Annotated in this window: 15 protein-coding genes; 14 read left to right on the top strand and 1 reads right to left on the bottom strand. The window is 45.3% G+C overall.

The features are described from left to right. The first annotated feature begins 83 nt into the window (after positions 1-83). The 9 genes from argB to holA all read left to right on the top strand — a co-directional run bounded on the left by argB (position 84) and on the right by holA (position 10,603). On the top strand, positions 84-977 hold the full coding sequence (gene argB, locus BUA56_RS16910) for an acetylglutamate kinase (protein ID WP_072853851.1): 894 nt from the start codon (positions 84-86) through the stop codon (positions 975-977). After that, complete coding sequence (locus BUA56_RS16915) at positions 970-2,157, top strand: aspartate aminotransferase family protein (protein WP_072853852.1); 1,188 nt, start codon at positions 970-972, stop codon at positions 2,155-2,157. Before argB ends, BUA56_RS16915 begins: the two co-directional genes overlap by 8 nt. 839 nt (positions 2,158-2,996) lie before the next feature. After that, the gene (locus BUA56_RS16920; protein WP_072853853.1) at positions 2,997-3,431 is read left to right on the top strand and encodes a DMT family transporter; all 435 of its coding nucleotides are present in this window, start codon (positions 2,997-2,999) and stop codon (positions 3,429-3,431) included. A 113-nt stretch (positions 3,432-3,544) separates the two neighbouring features. Beyond that, positions 3,545-4,195 (top strand): ComEA family DNA-binding protein, encoded by a 651-nt coding sequence (locus BUA56_RS16925; protein ID WP_072853854.1) that lies wholly within the window; start codon positions 3,545-3,547, stop codon positions 4,193-4,195. Positions 4,196-4,210: 15 nt separating this feature from the next. Next, positions 4,211-4,903, top strand: a complete 693-nt coding sequence (locus tag BUA56_RS16930) for a response regulator transcription factor (protein ID WP_072853855.1) — start codon at positions 4,211-4,213, stop codon at positions 4,901-4,903. 125 nt (positions 4,904-5,028) lie between these two features. Then, a complete protein-coding gene (locus BUA56_RS16935; protein ID WP_242946785.1) occupies positions 5,029-6,405 on the top strand; it encodes a sensor histidine kinase in 1,377 nt (458 codons plus the stop codon). A 12-nt stretch (positions 6,406-6,417) separates the two neighbouring features. After that, positions 6,418-7,341: a GerMN domain-containing protein gene (locus tag BUA56_RS16940; RefSeq protein ID WP_084068045.1), complete on the top strand. Its 924-nt coding sequence runs from the start codon at positions 6,418-6,420 to the stop codon at positions 7,339-7,341. Then, positions 7,338-9,599, top strand: coding sequence for a DNA internalization-related competence protein ComEC/Rec2 (locus tag BUA56_RS16945; protein ID WP_072853856.1), 2,262 nt, complete (start codon positions 7,338-7,340; stop codon positions 9,597-9,599). Before BUA56_RS16940 ends, BUA56_RS16945 begins: the two co-directional genes overlap by 4 nt. Positions 9,600-9,619: 20 nt before the next feature. Next, on the top strand, positions 9,620-10,603 hold the full coding sequence (gene holA, locus BUA56_RS16950) for a DNA polymerase III subunit delta (RefSeq protein WP_072853857.1): 984 nt from the start codon (positions 9,620-9,622) through the stop codon (positions 10,601-10,603). A gap of 64 nt (positions 10,604-10,667) precedes the next feature. Here the strand turns inward: holA and rpsT are convergent, their stop codons facing one another. Beyond that, on the bottom strand, positions 10,668-10,931 hold the full coding sequence (gene rpsT, locus BUA56_RS16955) for a 30S ribosomal protein S20 (protein ID WP_084068046.1): 264 nt from the start codon (positions 10,929-10,931) through the stop codon (positions 10,668-10,670). A gap of 179 nt (positions 10,932-11,110) precedes the next feature. Between rpsT and gpr the strand changes: the two genes are divergently transcribed. The 5 genes from gpr to BUA56_RS16980 all read left to right on the top strand — a co-directional run bounded on the left by gpr (position 11,111) and on the right by BUA56_RS16980 (position 16,839). Continuing rightward, the gene (gpr, locus tag BUA56_RS16960) at positions 11,111-12,019 is read left to right on the top strand and encodes a GPR endopeptidase (RefSeq protein WP_072853859.1); all 909 of its coding nucleotides are present in this window, start codon (positions 11,111-11,113) and stop codon (positions 12,017-12,019) included. Between the two features lie 39 nt (positions 12,020-12,058). After that, entirely contained in the window at positions 12,059-13,345 is a 1,287-nt protein-coding gene (locus BUA56_RS16965; protein WP_072853860.1) for a stage II sporulation protein P, read from the top strand. 106 nt (positions 13,346-13,451) lie between these two features. Next, entirely contained in the window at positions 13,452-15,266 is a 1,815-nt protein-coding gene (gene lepA, locus BUA56_RS16970; protein WP_072853861.1) for a translation elongation factor 4, read from the top strand. A gap of 4 nt (positions 15,267-15,270) precedes the next feature. Further along, positions 15,271-16,398, top strand: coding sequence for a radical SAM family heme chaperone HemW (gene hemW, locus BUA56_RS16975; protein WP_072853877.1), 1,128 nt, complete (start codon positions 15,271-15,273; stop codon positions 16,396-16,398). A 36-nt stretch (positions 16,399-16,434) separates the two neighbouring features. After that, a complete protein-coding gene (locus BUA56_RS16980) occupies positions 16,435-16,839 on the top strand; it encodes a CBS domain-containing protein (RefSeq protein ID WP_072853862.1) in 405 nt (134 codons plus the stop codon). Positions 16,840-17,214: the final 375 nt, after the last annotated feature.

Raw genomic sequence — 17,214 nt, forward strand, 5'->3', positions numbered from 1 at the left:
TGAACGGTGCATATGAAAAAATCAGGCCGGGAAGAGAGTAAAGCATGGCTGGGTCAAAAGGACAGATAGGGAGGATATATAACATGGACAATATGGAATTATGGCTGCACAAAGCGCAGGTGCTGATCGAGGCACTTCCATATATTCAGCACTTTAACGGTGCAAAGATTGTAGTAAAGTACGGCGGGAGCGCCATGACAGACAATGCGTTGAAAAAGAATGTGATTAAGGATGTGGCACTTCTGAAGCTGGTTGGATTTAAGCCAATCATTGTGCACGGAGGCGGAAAGGAGATCAGTAAATGGGTAAAACTCTCCGGTATGACACCTGAATTTGTCAACGGGCTGAGAGTCACAGATACAAAGACCATGGAAATAGCTGAGATGGTTTTGGGAAAGGTAAACAAAAATCTGGTTCAGTATATGGAAAGTGTAGGGGTGAAGGCGGCCGGGATCAGCGGGAAAGACGGGAATACCCTTACCGTAAAGAAAAAAATGTCCGCAGGGAAGGATATTGGCTACGTAGGTGAGGTGACAAATGTAAATACAGATTTGATAGATACTTTGATTGAAAATGATTTTGTCCCCGTTATCTGCCCTATTGGAATGGACGATAACTATGAATCCTATAATATCAATGCGGATGACGCAGCCTGTGCCATTGCCACTGCGGAACATGCACAGAAGCTGGCTTTTTTAACAGATATAGAGGGGGTATACAGGGATCCCCTGGATCAGTCGACTCTGATCTCCGAACTTACGGTAGCTGAGGCAGAAGAATTTCTGGCATCCGGTCATGTGGGCGGGGGAATGCTTCCCAAGCTGCAGAACTGTATTGATGCTATTAAACAGGGAGTTTCCAGGGTGCATATTCTGGATGGCCGCATTGAGCATTGTCTCCTGCTGGAGTTCTTTACTGACAGGGGAATTGGTACCGCTATTTTAGGCGATGGAGAAAGCAGGTATTTTAATGAGTAATAATACATATATAGAGCAGGCAGAACAGGTGATTTTGCATACCTATAACCGGTTTCAGACGGTTCTGGACAGAGGAGAAGGCGTCCGTCTATACGATGTGGAAGGCAAGGAGTATCTGGATTTTGGAGCAGGGATTGCAGTATTTGCGCTTGGCTACGGGCATCCGGGATATAATAACGCGTTAAAAGCACAGATTGATAAGCTTATCCATACCTCCAATTTATATTATAATGTACCTGCCATTGAGGCGGCCGGCAAACTGTGTGAGGCCAGCGGACTGAGTAAAGTGTTCTTTACTAACAGCGGCACTGAGGCCATTGAGGGCGCCATCAAGGCAGCGAGAAAATATGCATACCTTAAGGATGGAAGGACGGATCACGAGATCATTGCTATGCATCACTCCTTCCATGGCAGAAGCCTGGGAGCTTTGTCAGTGACAGGAAATACCCATTACCAGGAGCCCTTCAAACCCCTGATCGGCGGGGTAAAGTTTGCCCGGTTCAATGATTTGGAAAGCGTAAAAGCACTGATTACAGACAAGACCTGTGCAATTATCCTGGAAACTGTTCAGGGAGAAGGCGGGATTTATCCTGCAGAACCAGAGTTCCTGAAAGCTATCCGTTCCATCTGTGACGAAAAGGATATACTCCTGATTCTGGATGAAATCCAGTGCGGGATGGGAAGAACGGGGCGCATGTTTGCCTATCAGTCTTACGGTATAGAACCGGATATCATGACATGCGCAAAAGCCCTGGGATGCGGTGTTCCGGTAGGGGCCTTTGTTCTGAATAAGAAGACAGCAGATGCCTCTCTGGTTCCCGGCGATCACGGCACTACTTACGGGGGCAATCCCTTGGCCTGCACAGCAGTGAGCAAGGTATTTGATGTGTTCCGGGAAGAGAAAATTGTGGAACACGTAAATGAGATCGCACCTTATCTGGAGAAGAAACTGGATGAGCTGGTGGAAAAATATGATTTCTTCACGGAAAGGCGGGGAAAAGGCCTTATGCAGGGAGTCGTAGTCACCGGCCGTCCTGTGGGCGAGATTGTCAGCAGGGCATTGGAACAGGGACTGATTATCATTTCGGCAGGGACCGATGTGCTGCGATTTGTTCCTCCTCTTGTCATTGAGGCGGAGGATGTGGATGAGATGGTGAGAAGGTTGGAAATGAGTTTGTGATTTTGGATTTAACTTCCTAAGCTTGAGACTGCCCAGTCGGAAGGTGTGGGGAGGAGGGGGACGGTGAGAGAAATCCCGCGGCAGCGGGCTGGCTGGTTCGGACAGGAGGGAGGCTTAAGTTCCGGGGACACCTCCGTCGCGAAGAGCGTCTAAGACAAAACCGGAATCCCCGCCGGAGCACCGTTCGTATGTGCAAAGAATGCTTTATGTGCATTCTCTGCCCATGCTCACTTTTTTTCGGCCTGGACTGCCGAAAAAATCTCCAGCGAGAATCCCGTTTTTGCCTAAGACTCTCTAATCACTCCTGCGGAATCGTCCGCGGAACTTAAGCCTCCCTCCCGCCCGAACCAGCCAGCCCGCCGCCGCGGGATTCCTCTCACCTGGGTATAGGAAAGTTCCAGAGGGTAAATTTATCAGAAGGGGAATGATATTATTCACATAGGATATGACTGTAAAATTGTCAGATAGAATATAGCTGTAATGTAGCCAGAAAGTATGGAAGTGATAACGGTAACAGGTTTGGATGTTTATCCAAAAATCAAGCGATCATAAATGATGAATAATATGAAAAGTGTACAACGTTCGACCTTCCCTACCCGTTTTCCGTGAATGTGAAGTGAGTCTCTGTCAGGATATAGAAGGGAGCACCGGGGAGACAGGGCCTGGCCCTGTCTCCCCGGTGCTCCCTTCTATATCCGTCTGTCTGCAACGCCTCGCTCCCCGACTGCATAACCCCGAACTTCACATACACAAAACTATTACACAAAACTATAATTTACGAATAAACCTCACGATTCTGCACAACCTAAGAAAAATATAAAAAAATGGAGGTTGCATCTATGTGGGGTATTATAGTTGCGCTTATATCTGGGGCTTTGATGAGTGTACAAGGAGTATTTAATACAGAGCTTACAAAACAGACAAGTCTTTGGGTATCTACAGGATGGGTACAGCTGTCGGCGTTTGTAGTATGTGTGGGGGCCTGGCTCTTTACCGGAAGGGAGAAGGTGATGGCATTAGCCCAGGTGGATCACAAATACATTCTGTTGGGAGGGGTAATTGGTGCATTTATTACCGTTACCGTGATTCAGAGTATGAGTTCTCTGGGACCGGCGAAAGCAGCGATGCTGATTGTAATTGCTCAGCTTGGAATTGCATATGTGATTGAACTGTTTGGGCTGTTTGGCGTAGACAAACAGCCCTTTGAATGGAGAAAGCTTTTTGGTATGCTGATCGCCATTGGAGGCATTGTTCTCTTTAAATGGCAGAAATAAAATCGCAAATTTCAGATTCTGTATTGTAATCACCTGGCAAATTCGCTACAATAAAGATAGCTGTGCATGATGTGGGACCTTATAGCGGAATACGCTGTAAAGGAGATATGCATATGTTAAGTAATAAAATATTACCAATATACTTTTTGGTATTATTGTGGCTGTTATGCCAGGTATTATGTGCCTGTGGACAAAAAGCACCGGAAGTGCAGTTTGGACACGCCGAAGAGGAGGGCGTCCGGGGAGAGGATGGGCAGGATAACTCCCAGACAGAGACAAAAGAACAATCAAAAGAAGCAGAAGAAAAGCCGCCTGAGATCTGTATCTATATATGCGGAGCTGTAAACCAGCCGGGTGTGTATCATCTGAATGCGGGAGCGCGTGTCTATGAGGCTGTAAGTGCAGCGGGAGGATTTACGGAAGACGCGGACGAAACGTATGTAAATCAGGCAGCTGCCATGGAAGATGGAACGCAGATTCGGATCTACACCAGAGAAGAAGCACAGGAAAAAAGAGACCATGGGGAAGAAATTCCTCAGGCAGAAGAACGTCCGGATAATCCTTCGGGAGATGGAAAGGTGAATCTGAATACAGCTACTGCTGAAGAACTTCAGACACTTCCGGGAATCGGGGAAGTAAAAGCCTCATCCATCATAGAGTACAGGGAAACTCACGGCAGATTTACCTCTATTGAGGAGCTGCAGGAAATTTCAGGGATAAAGGGCAAGGTTTTTCAGAAAATTGCGGATTTGATTACCATTTAATATGAGGAGAAAATAATGAGTAAAAAGGTATTAGTCGTTGATGATGAAAAACTGATTGTAAAGGGAATCCGTTTCAGCCTGGAACAGGATGGTATGAGTGTTGAGTGCGCGTACGACGGAGAAGAGGCTTTGAATATGGCAAAGGATAACGAATATGATATAATTTTGCTGGATATTATGCTGCCTAAGCTGACGGGCCTGGAGGTATGCCAGCAAATCCGTGAGTTCTCCAATGTCCCAATCGTTATGCTTACCGCCAAAGGTGAGGATATGGACAAGATTCTGGGGCTGGAGTATGGTGCGGATGATTATATTACAAAGCCCTTTAATATTCTGGAAGTAAAAGCCAGGATTAAAGCAATCATGCGCCGTACCAAAAAGCAGGAACAGGAAGATGAAAAGTCAAAAATGATTACGGTTGGGGAACTAAAGCTGGACTGTGAGGGCAGACGTGTTTTTATCAGCGGAAAGGAAATTAATCTTACAGCCAAAGAGTTTGATGTCCTTGAGCTGCTGGTGCATAATCCTAACAAGGTTTACAGCCGGGAAAGCCTTTTGAATATAGTGTGGGGATATGAATATCCCGGAGATGTCAGAACCGTGGATGTACATATCAGAAGACTTCGTGAAAAAATCGAAGAAAATCCAAGTGAACCAAGATATGTCCATACCAAATGGGGTGTTGGATATTATTTCCAAGTATCGTAAAAAGTGAGTATCTGGATGGCCCTGAAGCAGTTTGCATCAGGGCTGTTCTGAGTAAAGGGGAGTCGATAGCTATAATCAATTTAAAAAGAAAGTTTACATTTTTTAAAAGTCTCAGATTCCGGATTATGATTATCCTGGTCGTAATCGGTATAGTCCCCAGCGTGATTATTGAAAACGGACTTGTAAAAAGCTATGAAAACCGGGCTGTGTCGCTGCGAAGTATCAATGTTAAAAATCAGTGCGATATTCTGTGCAATCAGCTGGCCAGTGAAGATTATCTGAATCACACGGATTCAGAGGTAAGCAACAGTGCTATGTCAATGTTGTCCACCGTTTACAGCGGCAGGATTCTGGTAATTAATGATGAGTTTAAGATTATTAAAGATACGTATAATCTGGACGAGGGGAAATATGCGTTATCAGAGGAAGTGATTGACTGCTTCAACGGCAATAATACCACTCACTATGACAACAAGAACGCCTATATTGAGCTGACCTCTCCCATACAGAATCTTGAGACGAAAAAGGTGATGGGTGTGATGCTTATCAGCAGTTCTACCAGTGAGATTGAGGGAAACATTGATGTACTTGAGCAGAAGGGGGCACTTCTCCTTTTGGTAATCTGTATTCTGGTCCTGGTTTTTGGCTATATTCTGGCGGGAATTCTGGTAAAGCCTTTTGCGAGAGTAACCCGTTCTATAGAGGATCTGACAGACGGATACCTGGACGAGGAGATCTCTGTTCCGGATTATACAGAGACAGAATTAATTACAAATGCGTTTAATAAGATGCTGGGAAGAATGAAAGTACTGGATGAGTCCAGACAGGAATTTGTCTCTAATGTATCCCATGAGCTGAAGACGCCGCTGACTTCTATGAAGGTGCTGGCAGATTCCCTGGTTGGACAGGAAAATGTACCTATTGAGCTATACCAGGAATTCATGCAGGATATCACCCTGGAGATAGACCGGGAAAATAAAATCATTACAGATCTTCTGGAACTGGTGAAGCTGGATAAAAAAGCATCTGAGCTTCATATAGAGCTGGTCAACATCAACGATCTGCTGGAGGTAATACTGAAACGCCTGCAGCCTATTGCAGCCAAAAAGAATATTGAATTGATCCTGGACAGTTTCCGCCCTGTGAATGCAGAGATTGATGAGACAAAGCTTACTCTGGCACTGTCCAATCTGGTGGAGAATGCTATCAAATATAATGTAGAAGACGGATGGGTAAGGGTGTCCCTCAATGCAGACCATAAATATTTCTATGTGACTGTGGCAGATTCCGGTATGGGAATTCCGGAAGAGTCTCTGGATCGTATTTTTGAACGATTTTACCGGGTGGATAAGTCTCACTCCAGAGAAATCGGTGGTACAGGGCTGGGGCTTGCTATTACAAGGAATGCCATTGTAATGCACCGCGGCGCTATAAAAGTATACAGCAAAGAAAAAGAAGGAACGACATTCTCCGTTCGTATTCCTCTGATTCATATTTCTTAGGAGGTGAACGAGTTGAAAAAACAGTGGAAATATTTCGTAATCATAGGGATGGCTTTCCTTCTTGGCGGCTGCGAAAACAAAACAGTGGAAAAATCATCGGAGTATCATAAATACTATGTCAATGCAGAGGAAACCGGAATTATCACAAAGAATTATGTCCCGGAGGAGAGAAAGACAGAGAGTATGATACAGGAAATGGCGGAACTGGTACAGGAGGAAGTGACGGACGAAACGTATAAAAGTATTCTTCCTAAGTCGGTGAAGCTCAAGGATTATACCTTTGATAACACCATCCTGACAGTGAACTTTTCAGAAGAATACAATGAGCTGTCAAACACGCGGGAGATATTAGCCCGTGCAGGAATTGTAAAATCATTTATACAAATTCCGGGTGTCACAGGAGTACAGTTTCTAATTGAGGGGGAACCGGCTGAGGATAACAGCGGGAACCCTTTGGGAACAATGGATGGGGATACCTTTGTGGAAAATGAAGGAAAGAATATAAACTCGTATCTGTTTACTACCCTGGATCTCTACTTTACCAATGAAACCGGGGACAGGCTGAAAAAGGAGCAGGTAAAGGTATACTACAGCAGCAACGTTCCTCTGGAGAAGGTGGTAGTTCAGCAGCTCATTAAGGGACCCCGTCAGGATGGAACTTATCCTACGCTGTCTCCGGATACTAAGATACTGGGGGTATCTATATCGGAGGGGATTGGTTATGTAAATCTTGACAAGACATTTTTGGATCAGGCTTTGACCGTGCAGGAGAGTATACCAATCTATTCCATTGTAAACTCTCTGGTGGATGCCTGCCATGTTACAAAGGTACAGATATCCGTCAATGGGGAGACAAAGAAAACATTCCGTGAAAGTGTGGATCTGGATCAGTTTTTCAGCAGTGATTACTCACTAGTTGAGGAGGCATCCCCATGATAAAGCGGCCGCTCTGTGTGATGTGCCTTTTGTTTATGGCTGTCATCTGGCTGTGTGATATAAGCGGGCTCTCTGGATGCAGAGAGTCCTCCCGTACCCCGGGGGTACGCAGCTGCCTGGAATCCGGAGAACGAGCGGTAATTACCGGGGAACTGTACCAAAAGGAAGAAAGAGATTCTGTCCATATCTATTATCTTAAAAACGTCGTTCTGACATATCAATCTGAATTATATCCCATTGAACAAGTAAAAGTTACATATAAACCGAAGGCAGAGGAAGCCCTATATCCTATGGGAAGACTTCTGGGAGTCAGAGGCTTTCTGAAGGAAACAGAGCTGCCTTCCAATCCGGGACAATTTAACGAGAGGGCCTATTACAGAGCCCGGAAGGTTTACTATACCATGGAAGGAGAGGAGCTTCAGTCTGCCGGAGAGAGCTATTCTGTATACAAAGAGGCGCTGTACAGACTTAGAAATGTCTTGAAAGAGAATCTGCAGAGCATTACCGATGAGCGCACAGGAGCTATTTTATGTGCCATGCTTTTAGGGGAGAAAAGCAGCATGGACCGTGAGATTAAGACACAATTTCAGATGCTGGGAATATCCCATATTCTGGCCATTTCAGGTCTCCATCTCTCCATTCTGGGCATGGGACTCTATAAAGGATTGCGAAAGGCCGGAGGCAGTTTGGGCCTGTCGGCCGGTATAGCTGTCTTTTTTTTATTAAGTTACGGACTGCTTACCGGAGGAAGCGTTGCTACACTGCGCGCATTTATTATGTTTGCTGCGGTTACCGGGGCAAAGTGGATTGGAAGGACCTACGATCTGCTCTCTGCTCTCAGCCTTGCAGGTATCCTGCTTCTAATGGACAGCCCGGGCTATCTCTATGACAGCAGCTTTTTGCTGTCTTTCGGCGCTATTTTGGGCATCGGTCTGGTGCTTCCCCTGATACAGAAGGAAAATACTGGCCGCGTAGGGCAGTATCTTTTATCCGGCCTGGCAGTTTGGATGATAAGTACTCCGGTAGTATTGTATTTTTTTTATGAAGTCCCCCTATATGGCTTCTTTTTCAATCTTCTTGTACTTCCTACTGTGGCTGCAGTTCTTATATCCGGCGCAGGGGGAATGGCAGCGGCTTTTATCTCAGCGGATGCAGGGAAAATCCTGATTTTGCCGGCAAAGTACTTACTGACCATATATCAGAGGGCGGGAAGCCATCTGCAGGGAATCCCTGGGATAACCTTGATACTGGGCAGACCTGCTTTCTGGAAGATTGTGGTGTATTATACAGTTCTTGCGCTCCTGCTGCTGACGTGGAGGTGTGGTAAGGGAGAGGCCCGGCGCTTCCTCAGGATAAGAATAAAAGGTAAAAGATGGATGGCAGCAGCAATTTTTCTCCTCTGTTCGCTTCCTCTTATGCAGACCAGAAATTATAAAAATCTGAAGGTGACTTTTCTGGATGTGGGGCAGGGAGACAGTGCTGTGATGGAGACACCTTTGGGGCAGTCCTTTCTAATAGACGGAGGGAGCAGCAGTATTGCAAAGGTTGGGACTTATCGAATACTCCCGTTTCTAAAATACGAGGGCATTCAGTGCCTGGACTATGTGATGGTATCACACACAGATTCGGATCATATGAACGGGATACAGGAACTTCTGGAGGCAATAGAGGGAAAACAGACGTCCCTGAAGATACGGAATCTGGTTCTCCCGGGATGGAAGGATACGAATGTGGAACTGAGGAAATTAGAAAAATTGGGTAAGGCGGCCGGATGCCGAATCCTCCGTCTGGCGCAGGGAGATACGATGAAGGATGGAATGCTGCATCTGTCCTGCCTGCATCCGGACAGGGGGTTCTATGGAGAGGAGACAAACAGCGGATCCCAGGTTATTGAGGTTTCCTACGGAGAATGCCGGATCCTCTTTACAGGGGATCTCGAAGGAGAGGGTGAGCAAAAAGTAGAAAAACTAATAGGAGAAGATAAGAGTTCTCCTTATGATATTCTGAAGGTGGCTCACCACGGCTCCAGGAATTCCTCCGGGGAGAGCTTCCTGAAAGCTGTAAAGCCAAAGGCGGCGGTAATATCCAGCGGTTTGGGCAATTCTTACGGGCATCCTCACAAGGAGACTCTGGAACGCTTGAAGAGATCTGGGAGCCGTATATTTATGACCTGGGAGGGAGGTGCCGTACAGGCGTTTTTGGACGGAAACAAAACCACAATTGAAAAATACAGGACCAGACAGTATAATAGACCATAGAAATGACAGTAGGAGTGAATATGAAAAGTTTACAGGAAGATATTAAAAATCAGAGCTTTAGCAGGGTGTATCTGTTCTGCGGACCTGAAGCCTATCTGAAACAACAGTATAAAAATAAAATGAGGGCAGCGCTTTTGCCGGAAGACGATTCTATGAATTACAGTTATTTTGAGGGGAAGAAGGTGGCCCCGGGGGAAGTGATTGCTTTGGCTGAGACTATGCCTTTTTTTGCGGACCGGAGAGTTATCATTCTCCAAAACACGGGGTTTTTTAAGAATCAATGTCAGGAACTGGCTGATTACTTAGGGGAAGGACTGCCCGAATACCTGTGTATGATCTTTGTAGAAGAAGAAATAGATAAGAGGAGCCGTATGTATAAGGCGGTAAAAAAGCAGGGGAGAATTGTAGAATTCGGCATACAGGACAGCAAGACTTTGATGCGCTGGGTGCTTGGGATTTTAAAAAAAGAGGGGAAAAATATTACACAGAAAGATATGGAACTGTTTCTATCCAAAACAGGAAGTGATATGGGAAACATTGAACGTGAGGCAGAAAAACTGCTCTGTTACACTATGGACAGAGACGTGATTACGGCTGACGATATTGAGGCAATCTGTACCACTCAGACGACCAATAAGATTTTTGACATGATTCGGGCAGTTACCGAAAAAAATCAGAAGAAAGCCCTGGATCTATATTATGACCTGCTGTCCCTTAAAGAACCTCCTATGCGTATTTTATTTCTTCTGGCCCGGCAGTTTAATTTGATTCTGCAGGTGAAAGAACTGCAGAATCAAGGATATGACAATCAGGGAATCGGCAAGAAGACCGGACTCCAGCATTTTGTGGTACGCAATTACCTGAGTTACGCAAGGCAATATACTTCGGAGCAGCTCAGAAGTACTGTGGAGGAGTGCGTAAAGGCTGAGGAAGATGTGAAAACCGGTCGGATAGGTGATGTGATGAGTGTGGAACTGCTGCTGGTGAAATTCAGCGGAAATTAAATAGGCAATAAAAAAAGAACCTTCACTGAATGACGGAACAGTGGGGGTTCTTTATATATTTATCTTAAGCGATTGAGTTAACGGCTTTTGATAAACGGGATACTTTTCTTGCAGAGTTGTTTTTATGATAAACACCTTTAGATGCTGCCTTATTAATAGTAGCTGTTGCTTCTGTTAAAGCAGCCACTGCTGCCTCTTTGTCCTTTGCAGCTACTGCAGCTTCTACCTTTTTGATGGATGTTTTAACTGCTGATTTAATTGATTTATTTCTTGCTGCTTTTGTTCTGTTTACTAATACTCTTTTTTTAGCAGATTTAATATTTGCCAAACCGTACACCTCCAATATATGCTTATTCTTTTTGATTCATTGTTGGATTAGAGCAGACACGGGCACCCTAATTCGAACATACTCATTTATTTTAGTTGATTATCTCCTGATTGTCAATACATAAAATATGAAAAACTGTAAAAAATAGTAAAAAGCAATTATGGCAAAGGAGACAGGATATGATAGGAACACAGAGGATTCGCACAGATCTGGCATTAGAGACTACGGAGCGGTTTGAGGAGGACAATGTAGAGATACGTGGGGTTGTAATCGACGAAGATTATAATGAAGAGAAAGACATCCGTACCACCACGGTAAAAATTGAGACAGAAAACGGGGCAAAGGCTATGGGCCGGCCTCAGGGCACCTATATCACACTTGAGGCCCCCAATATGTCGGTTCCGGACGATGAATACCACAGAGAAATTTCAAAGGTTCTGGCAAAGCATATCCGGAAGCTGATCCCCAAAAAGGGAGAGTTGACCGTATTGGTGGTAGGGCTTGGAAACCGGGATATAACTCCAGACTGTTTAGGACCGGAAGTAATATCCAATCTGAGGATTACCCGACATGTCATCAGAGAATATGGTGTTCAGGGGATGGGGGAAGATCAGGCTCACTGTGTAAGCGGTCTTGTTCCCGGGGTAATGGCACAGACTGGTATGGAAACTCTGGAAATTATTAAGGGTGTTGTGGATGAGACGAAACCGGATGTGGTAATCGCTATTGATGCCCTGGCAGCCAGAAGCACGAAACGTCTGAACCGGACCATTCAGATAACGGACACAGGAATCCATCCCGGCTCAGGTGTGGGCAACCACAGAAACGGACTTACCAGGGAGACACTGGGGGTGATGGTAATTGGCATCGGAGTACCTACCGTAGTGGATGCGGCAACGATTGTATACGATGCTATGGCTCATCTTTTGGATGCGCTGGACGAGGCAGAGAAAAAGGAATTCCTGGATGAGATGATAACTCCTCCTCTCTACAGCATGTTTGTTACCCCGAAAGATGTGGACGAAACAATGAAGAGACTTTCCTATACTATATCAGAAGGGCTGAATATTGCATTTTCTAAAGTATAATCCGTCCCAAAACTTCATATATAGATATGAGGTGATGGAGTGGAGAAAGAGACAATAATTCAGAAGGCAGTCCGCGTACTCCTTATAACGGCACTGATCGCATTGGGGGGCTATGTTCTTGGAAAAGGCTCTTTGATCATAAAGGCAGAATATCTAAATGGAGACGGGAAGATTGCAGAACGTTTTTTGGCAGATGCAGAAGAGAAGGCAATAGAAGTATACATGCCGGGACTATTATATACGGAAACGGAAGAAAAGGCACCTGAGGAAGCGACAGTCCAGTGGATTTTGGGAAGAGTACTGGAGCAGGTGCCTTTTCTGAATTATCTGGATCAGGAAAATGTGTATAAGACTGCAGTAGAGAGCAGTACCACCTATGACAAAATTGTTGCTGAGAACTCCGGATTCCTGGAGGCTAAAATACTGGAGGAGAACCAGGAGGCCGGGCCTGTGGGGGCAGGGGAAGAAGATGCGCCCCAGGCCGCAGAGGCGGAAAAAACGCAGGAGACGGAGGACGCTTCTGCGGCCGGGATACAGGAACGGGCTCCTGTCACAGACATTCCTCTGGAAAAATTCCAGGATTATGATTATGTGATTAATAACTTTTTTGTGATTGATAAGACCACAACGATTAACAGCGAACAGCTGAATGCGCCCGAACTGGTGCAGAAGGATCTCCGTATGCAGACGGGAAATGACAAACCCCAGATCCTGATATACCACAGCCATTCCCAGGAAGACTTTGCAGACTCTGTGCCCGGAGACACAAGCACAACCGTTGTAGGGGTGGGGGAATATCTGACAGATCTGCTCAGCCAGAAATATGACTACAATGTGATTCATGTGACGGATGTTTTCGACATGGTGGACGGTAAACTGGACAGAAACAAGGCTTACAACTATGCCGGGGATAAGATTCAGCAGATTTTAGAGGAAAATCCCAGTATTGAAGTGGTGATTGACCTGCACAGGGACGGGATTGCGGAGGGGAAAAAGCTCGTTACGGATGTAAACGGAAAACCCACCGCGCAGATTATGTTTTTTAACGGTCTGAGCAGAACAACTAAAAACGGAGATATCCCTTCTCTGCCAAATCCATATATTCAGGATAATCTGGCATTATCACTGCAGCTGTCCCTGGAGGCGAAGAAGTATTATCCTGACTTTACCAGATGCATCTATCTGAAAGGATACCGTTATAACCTGCATATGCGCCCGAAGTCACTGCTGGTAGAATGCGGTGCCCAGACAAATACCGTCGCAGAGGTAAAGAACGCTATGGAACCTCTGGCAGATATTTTAAATAAAGTATTAAAAGGTGAATGACAAGTCTGCATTTAATGTGTTATAATCAATGGTCAAGGATAGATGGGAGGAATTACCTGGGACCAGGTAATTCTTGCTGTCTGTATAACAGTTAGGAGGAAGTACAATGGCAGGAATTGACCAAAGTAAAATCAGAAATTTTTGCATCATTGCACATATTGACCATGGAAAATCAACGCTGGCGGATCGGATTATAGAGAAAACCGGACTGCTTACGGATAGAGAAATGCAGGCACAGGTGCTGGATAATATGGACCTGGAAAGAGAGAGAGGGATTACCATTAAGGCACAGACTGTGCGGACAGTTTATAAGGCTGAAGATGGGGAGGAATATATTTTCAATCTTATTGACACGCCTGGCCATGTGGACTTTAATTACGAGGTTTCACGCAGTCTGGCAGCCTGTGACGGTGCAATCCTAGTGGTAGATGCTGCCCAGGGAATTGAAGCACAGACACTGGCTAATGTATACCTTGCCCTGGATCACGACCTGGATGTGATGCCTGTAATTAACAAGATTGATCTGCCCAGTGCAGATCCGGAGAGAGTCATCAGTGAGATTGAAGATGTCATTGGAATAGAGGCAGAGGATGCTCCTTTGATATCTGCGAAAATGGGAACCAATGTGGAGGCGGTTCTGGAAAAGATTGTGAAGAAGATACCGGCGCCTAACGGAGATCCGGCAAGTCCGCTTCAGGCTCTGATTTTTGATTCAGTCTATGACGCCTATAAGGGGGTTATAGTATTCTGCAGAATTAAGGAAGGTACTGTAAAAAAGGGCACCAGAATTCTTATGATGGCCACTCAGGCAGTGGAAGAAGTAGTGGAGGTTGGCTATTTTGGAGCCGGACAGTTTATTCCCTGTGAGGAGCTGAGTGCAGGCATGGTAGGCTACGTTACAGCCAGTATTAAAAATGTTAAGGACACCCGGGTGGGTGACACGATTACCGATGCGGACAGGCCTTGTGAAAAACCCCTTCCCGGATATAAAAAGGTAAACCCTATGGTTTACTGCGGTATGTATCCTGCAGACGGTGCGAAATACCAAGATTTGAGGGATGCTTTAGAAAAGCTGCAGTTAAATGATGCTTCTCTGCAGTTTGAACCGGAAACATCAGTAGCCCTGGGCTTTGGATTCCGCTGCGGATTCCTTGGGCTCCTTCATCTGGAGATCATTCAGGAGCGGTTGGAAAGAGAATATAATCTGGATTTGGTGACTACGGCACCAGGCGTTATCTATAAGGTATACAAGACCAATGGAGATGTTATGGAGCTGACGAATCCCTCGAACCTGCCGGATCCCTCTGAGATTGATTATATGGAGGAACCTGTGGTGAATGCAGAGATTATGGTAACTACAGAGTTTATCGGACCGATTATGGATCTCTGTCAGGAGCGCAGGGGCCAGTATCAGGGGATGGAATATATGGAGACCACCAGAGCGCTGCTAAAATACGTTCTTCCTCTGAATGAGATCATCTATGACTTTTTTGATGCCTTAAAATCACGGTCCAGAGGTTATGCCTCCTTCGACTATGAGATGGCCGGATATCAAAGAAGTGAATTGGTGAAACTGGATATTCTGGTGAATAAGGAAGAGGTGGATGCCTTGTCCTTTATTGTGCATGGGGAAACTGCTTATGAACGGGGGCGCAGAATGTGCGAGAAGCTGAAAGAGGAGATACCCAGACAGCTCTTTGAAATTCCTATCCAGGCAGCCATTGGCAGCAAGATTATTGCAAGAGAGACTGTGAAGGCCATGCGAAAGGATGTTCTGGCTAAATGCTACGGTGGTGATATCTCCCGTAAGAGAAAGCTTCTGGAAAAACAGAAGGAAGGAAAGAAAAGGATGCGTCAGGTAGGCAATGTGGAGATCCCTCAGAAAGCCTTTATGAGTGTCCTGAAACTGGATGATAAATAAAGCTATGACTGAGGAATTAGAACTGTATCTGCATATTCCGTTCTGCCTGAAAAAATGCAGTTACTGTGATTTTCTCTCTTTTCAGGGAAATGAGGCAGAGAGAGAGGCGTATACTGAAGCCCTTCTCAAAGAGATTAGCGCATACAAAGAATTTGCCCTGGAATATGAGGTGACTTCAGTATTTTTAGGAGGAGGGACTCCTAGTATTCTGAATGCGTCACAGATGGAAAGAATTATGGAAAGCCTCAGACAGACATTTTCCATCCGGAAACTTGGAGAGATTACCATAGAGGCGAATCCGGGAACTCTTAATCGGGACAAGCTCAGAGCCTATCGCAGCATGGGGATTAACAGACTGAGTATGGGACTCCAGTCCTTTAAAAATGAAGATTTAAAGTGTTTAGGCAGGATTCATACCTGTGAGGTGTTTGCTGAGAACTATGAGCAGGCCAGAAATGCCGGATTTACTAATATAAATATTGATTTGATGTCAGGTATTCCATACCAAACCCTGCAGGGTTGGGAAGAGAATCTCAGGCAGGCTGTAAAGCTTGCTCCGGAACACATTTCCGCATACAGCCTGATTATCGAAGAAGGGACCCCTTTTTACAGACAGAAACTGACCTTGCCCCCAGAGGAAGAGGAGAGGGCTATGTATGAACTCACTCATAATCTGCTGAGGGAACATGGCTATCTTCAGTATGAGATTTCCAATTATGCAAAGCCCGGATATGCCTGCCGCCATAATGTAGGATACTGGAAAAGAAAAAATTATCTGGGACTGGGCTTAGGGGCAGCGTCGCTGATCCGAGAGGTGAGGTTTTCCAATACTTCTGATTGGACATGGTATTTGGAACATAGTTCTGATCCATGGAAGATACACAGCCAAACAGAAGCCCTGGATGAAAAAAAGCAGATGGAAGAATTTATGTTCCTGGGGCTCCGTCTCACAGAGGGGATCGGCAGGCAGGACTTTATACACGCGTTTCATAAAAACATTGAAGATGTCTATAAACAGCCGATAGATAAATATCTTTCCCTGGGTCTTCTTGAAGCCCAAAACGGCCGGATATTTCTAACCAGAGAAGGAATCTCCCTCAGCAATATGGTAATGTCGGACTTTTTGTTGTAAAATAGCTAAGAACGAAGAAATAGGAGATGTTACAGAATGAATATATTGTTTTTCCTCACACCGAAAAAAGATGTAGCATATGTATTCGATGATGATACCTTACGCCAGGTGATGGAGAAAATGGAATACCACAAATATTCCTGTATCCCTATGATTAGTATAGACGGGAAATACGTGGGTACCATTACAGAGGGAGATCTGCTGTGGGGGATTAAAAATCAGCAGAATCTTAATCTGAGAAGGGCCGAGACCATTCCTATTACAAAGATTCCCCGCCGCACAGATTATCAGCCGGTACATATTGAATGTAATATGGAAGATTTGATTGATAAGGCGATGAATCAGAATTTTGTGCCTGTAGTGGATGATCAGAATAATTTTATTGGTATTATTACTAGAAAAGATTTGATACAGTATTGCTACCGAAAGATGGATAAGTAGATGGATGATGCGGGAACCTGGGAAGGCAAGGGATGACTTTGCTTTTTTGGGTTTCTTTTTTGTTTGCGGTGTATAGAATTTAGGGATATAACTACGTGGACTTCGGCTCAAGATGCTTCATGACGGCAGGTGCTGTGTGGCAGGGGGACGGTGAGAGGAATCCTGCGGCAGCGGGCTGTCTGGTTAGGACGGGAGAAAGGCTTAAGTTCCGGGGACACCTCCGTCGCGAAGAGAGTCTAAGACAAAACCGGAATCCCCGCCGGAGCACCGTTCGTATGGTCAAAGAATGCTTGATGTGCATTCTCTGCCCATGCTCACTTTTTTTCGGCCCTGACTGCCGAAAAAATCTCCTGCGGGAATCCCGGTTTTGCCTAA

The sequence above is a fragment of the Lactonifactor longoviformis DSM 17459 genome (assembly GCF_900129135.1).
GTDB lineage: Bacteria > Bacillota > Clostridia > Lachnospirales > Lachnospiraceae > Lactonifactor > Lactonifactor longoviformis.

What these genes read in the sequence shown, in the direction of transcription:
- argB (WP_072853851.1), top strand. Translation starts at nt 84, where the DNA reads ATGGACAATATGGAATTATGGCTGCACAAAGCGCAGGTGCTGATCGAG.
- BUA56_RS16915 (WP_072853852.1), top strand. Translation starts at nt 970, where the DNA reads ATGAGTAATAATACATATATAGAGCAGGCAGAACAGGTGATTTTGCAT.
- BUA56_RS16920 (WP_072853853.1), top strand. Translation starts at nt 2,997, where the DNA reads ATGTGGGGTATTATAGTTGCGCTTATATCTGGGGCTTTGATGAGTGTA.
- BUA56_RS16925 (WP_072853854.1), top strand. Translation starts at nt 3,545, where the DNA reads ATGTTAAGTAATAAAATATTACCAATATACTTTTTGGTATTATTGTGG.
- BUA56_RS16930 (WP_072853855.1), top strand. Translation starts at nt 4,211, where the DNA reads ATGAGTAAAAAGGTATTAGTCGTTGATGATGAAAAACTGATTGTAAAG.
- BUA56_RS16935 (WP_242946785.1), top strand. Translation starts at nt 5,029, where the DNA reads ATGATTATCCTGGTCGTAATCGGTATAGTCCCCAGCGTGATTATTGAA.
- BUA56_RS16945 (WP_072853856.1), top strand. Translation starts at nt 7,338, where the DNA reads ATGATAAAGCGGCCGCTCTGTGTGATGTGCCTTTTGTTTATGGCTGTC.
- holA (WP_072853857.1), top strand. Translation starts at nt 9,620, where the DNA reads ATGAAAAGTTTACAGGAAGATATTAAAAATCAGAGCTTTAGCAGGGTG.
- gpr (WP_072853859.1), top strand. Translation starts at nt 11,111, where the DNA reads ATGATAGGAACACAGAGGATTCGCACAGATCTGGCATTAGAGACTACG.
- lepA (WP_072853861.1), top strand. Translation starts at nt 13,452, where the DNA reads ATGGCAGGAATTGACCAAAGTAAAATCAGAAATTTTTGCATCATTGCA.
- hemW (WP_072853877.1), top strand. Translation starts at nt 15,271, where the DNA reads ATGACTGAGGAATTAGAACTGTATCTGCATATTCCGTTCTGCCTGAAA.
- BUA56_RS16980 (WP_072853862.1), top strand. Translation starts at nt 16,435, where the DNA reads ATGAATATATTGTTTTTCCTCACACCGAAAAAAGATGTAGCATATGTA.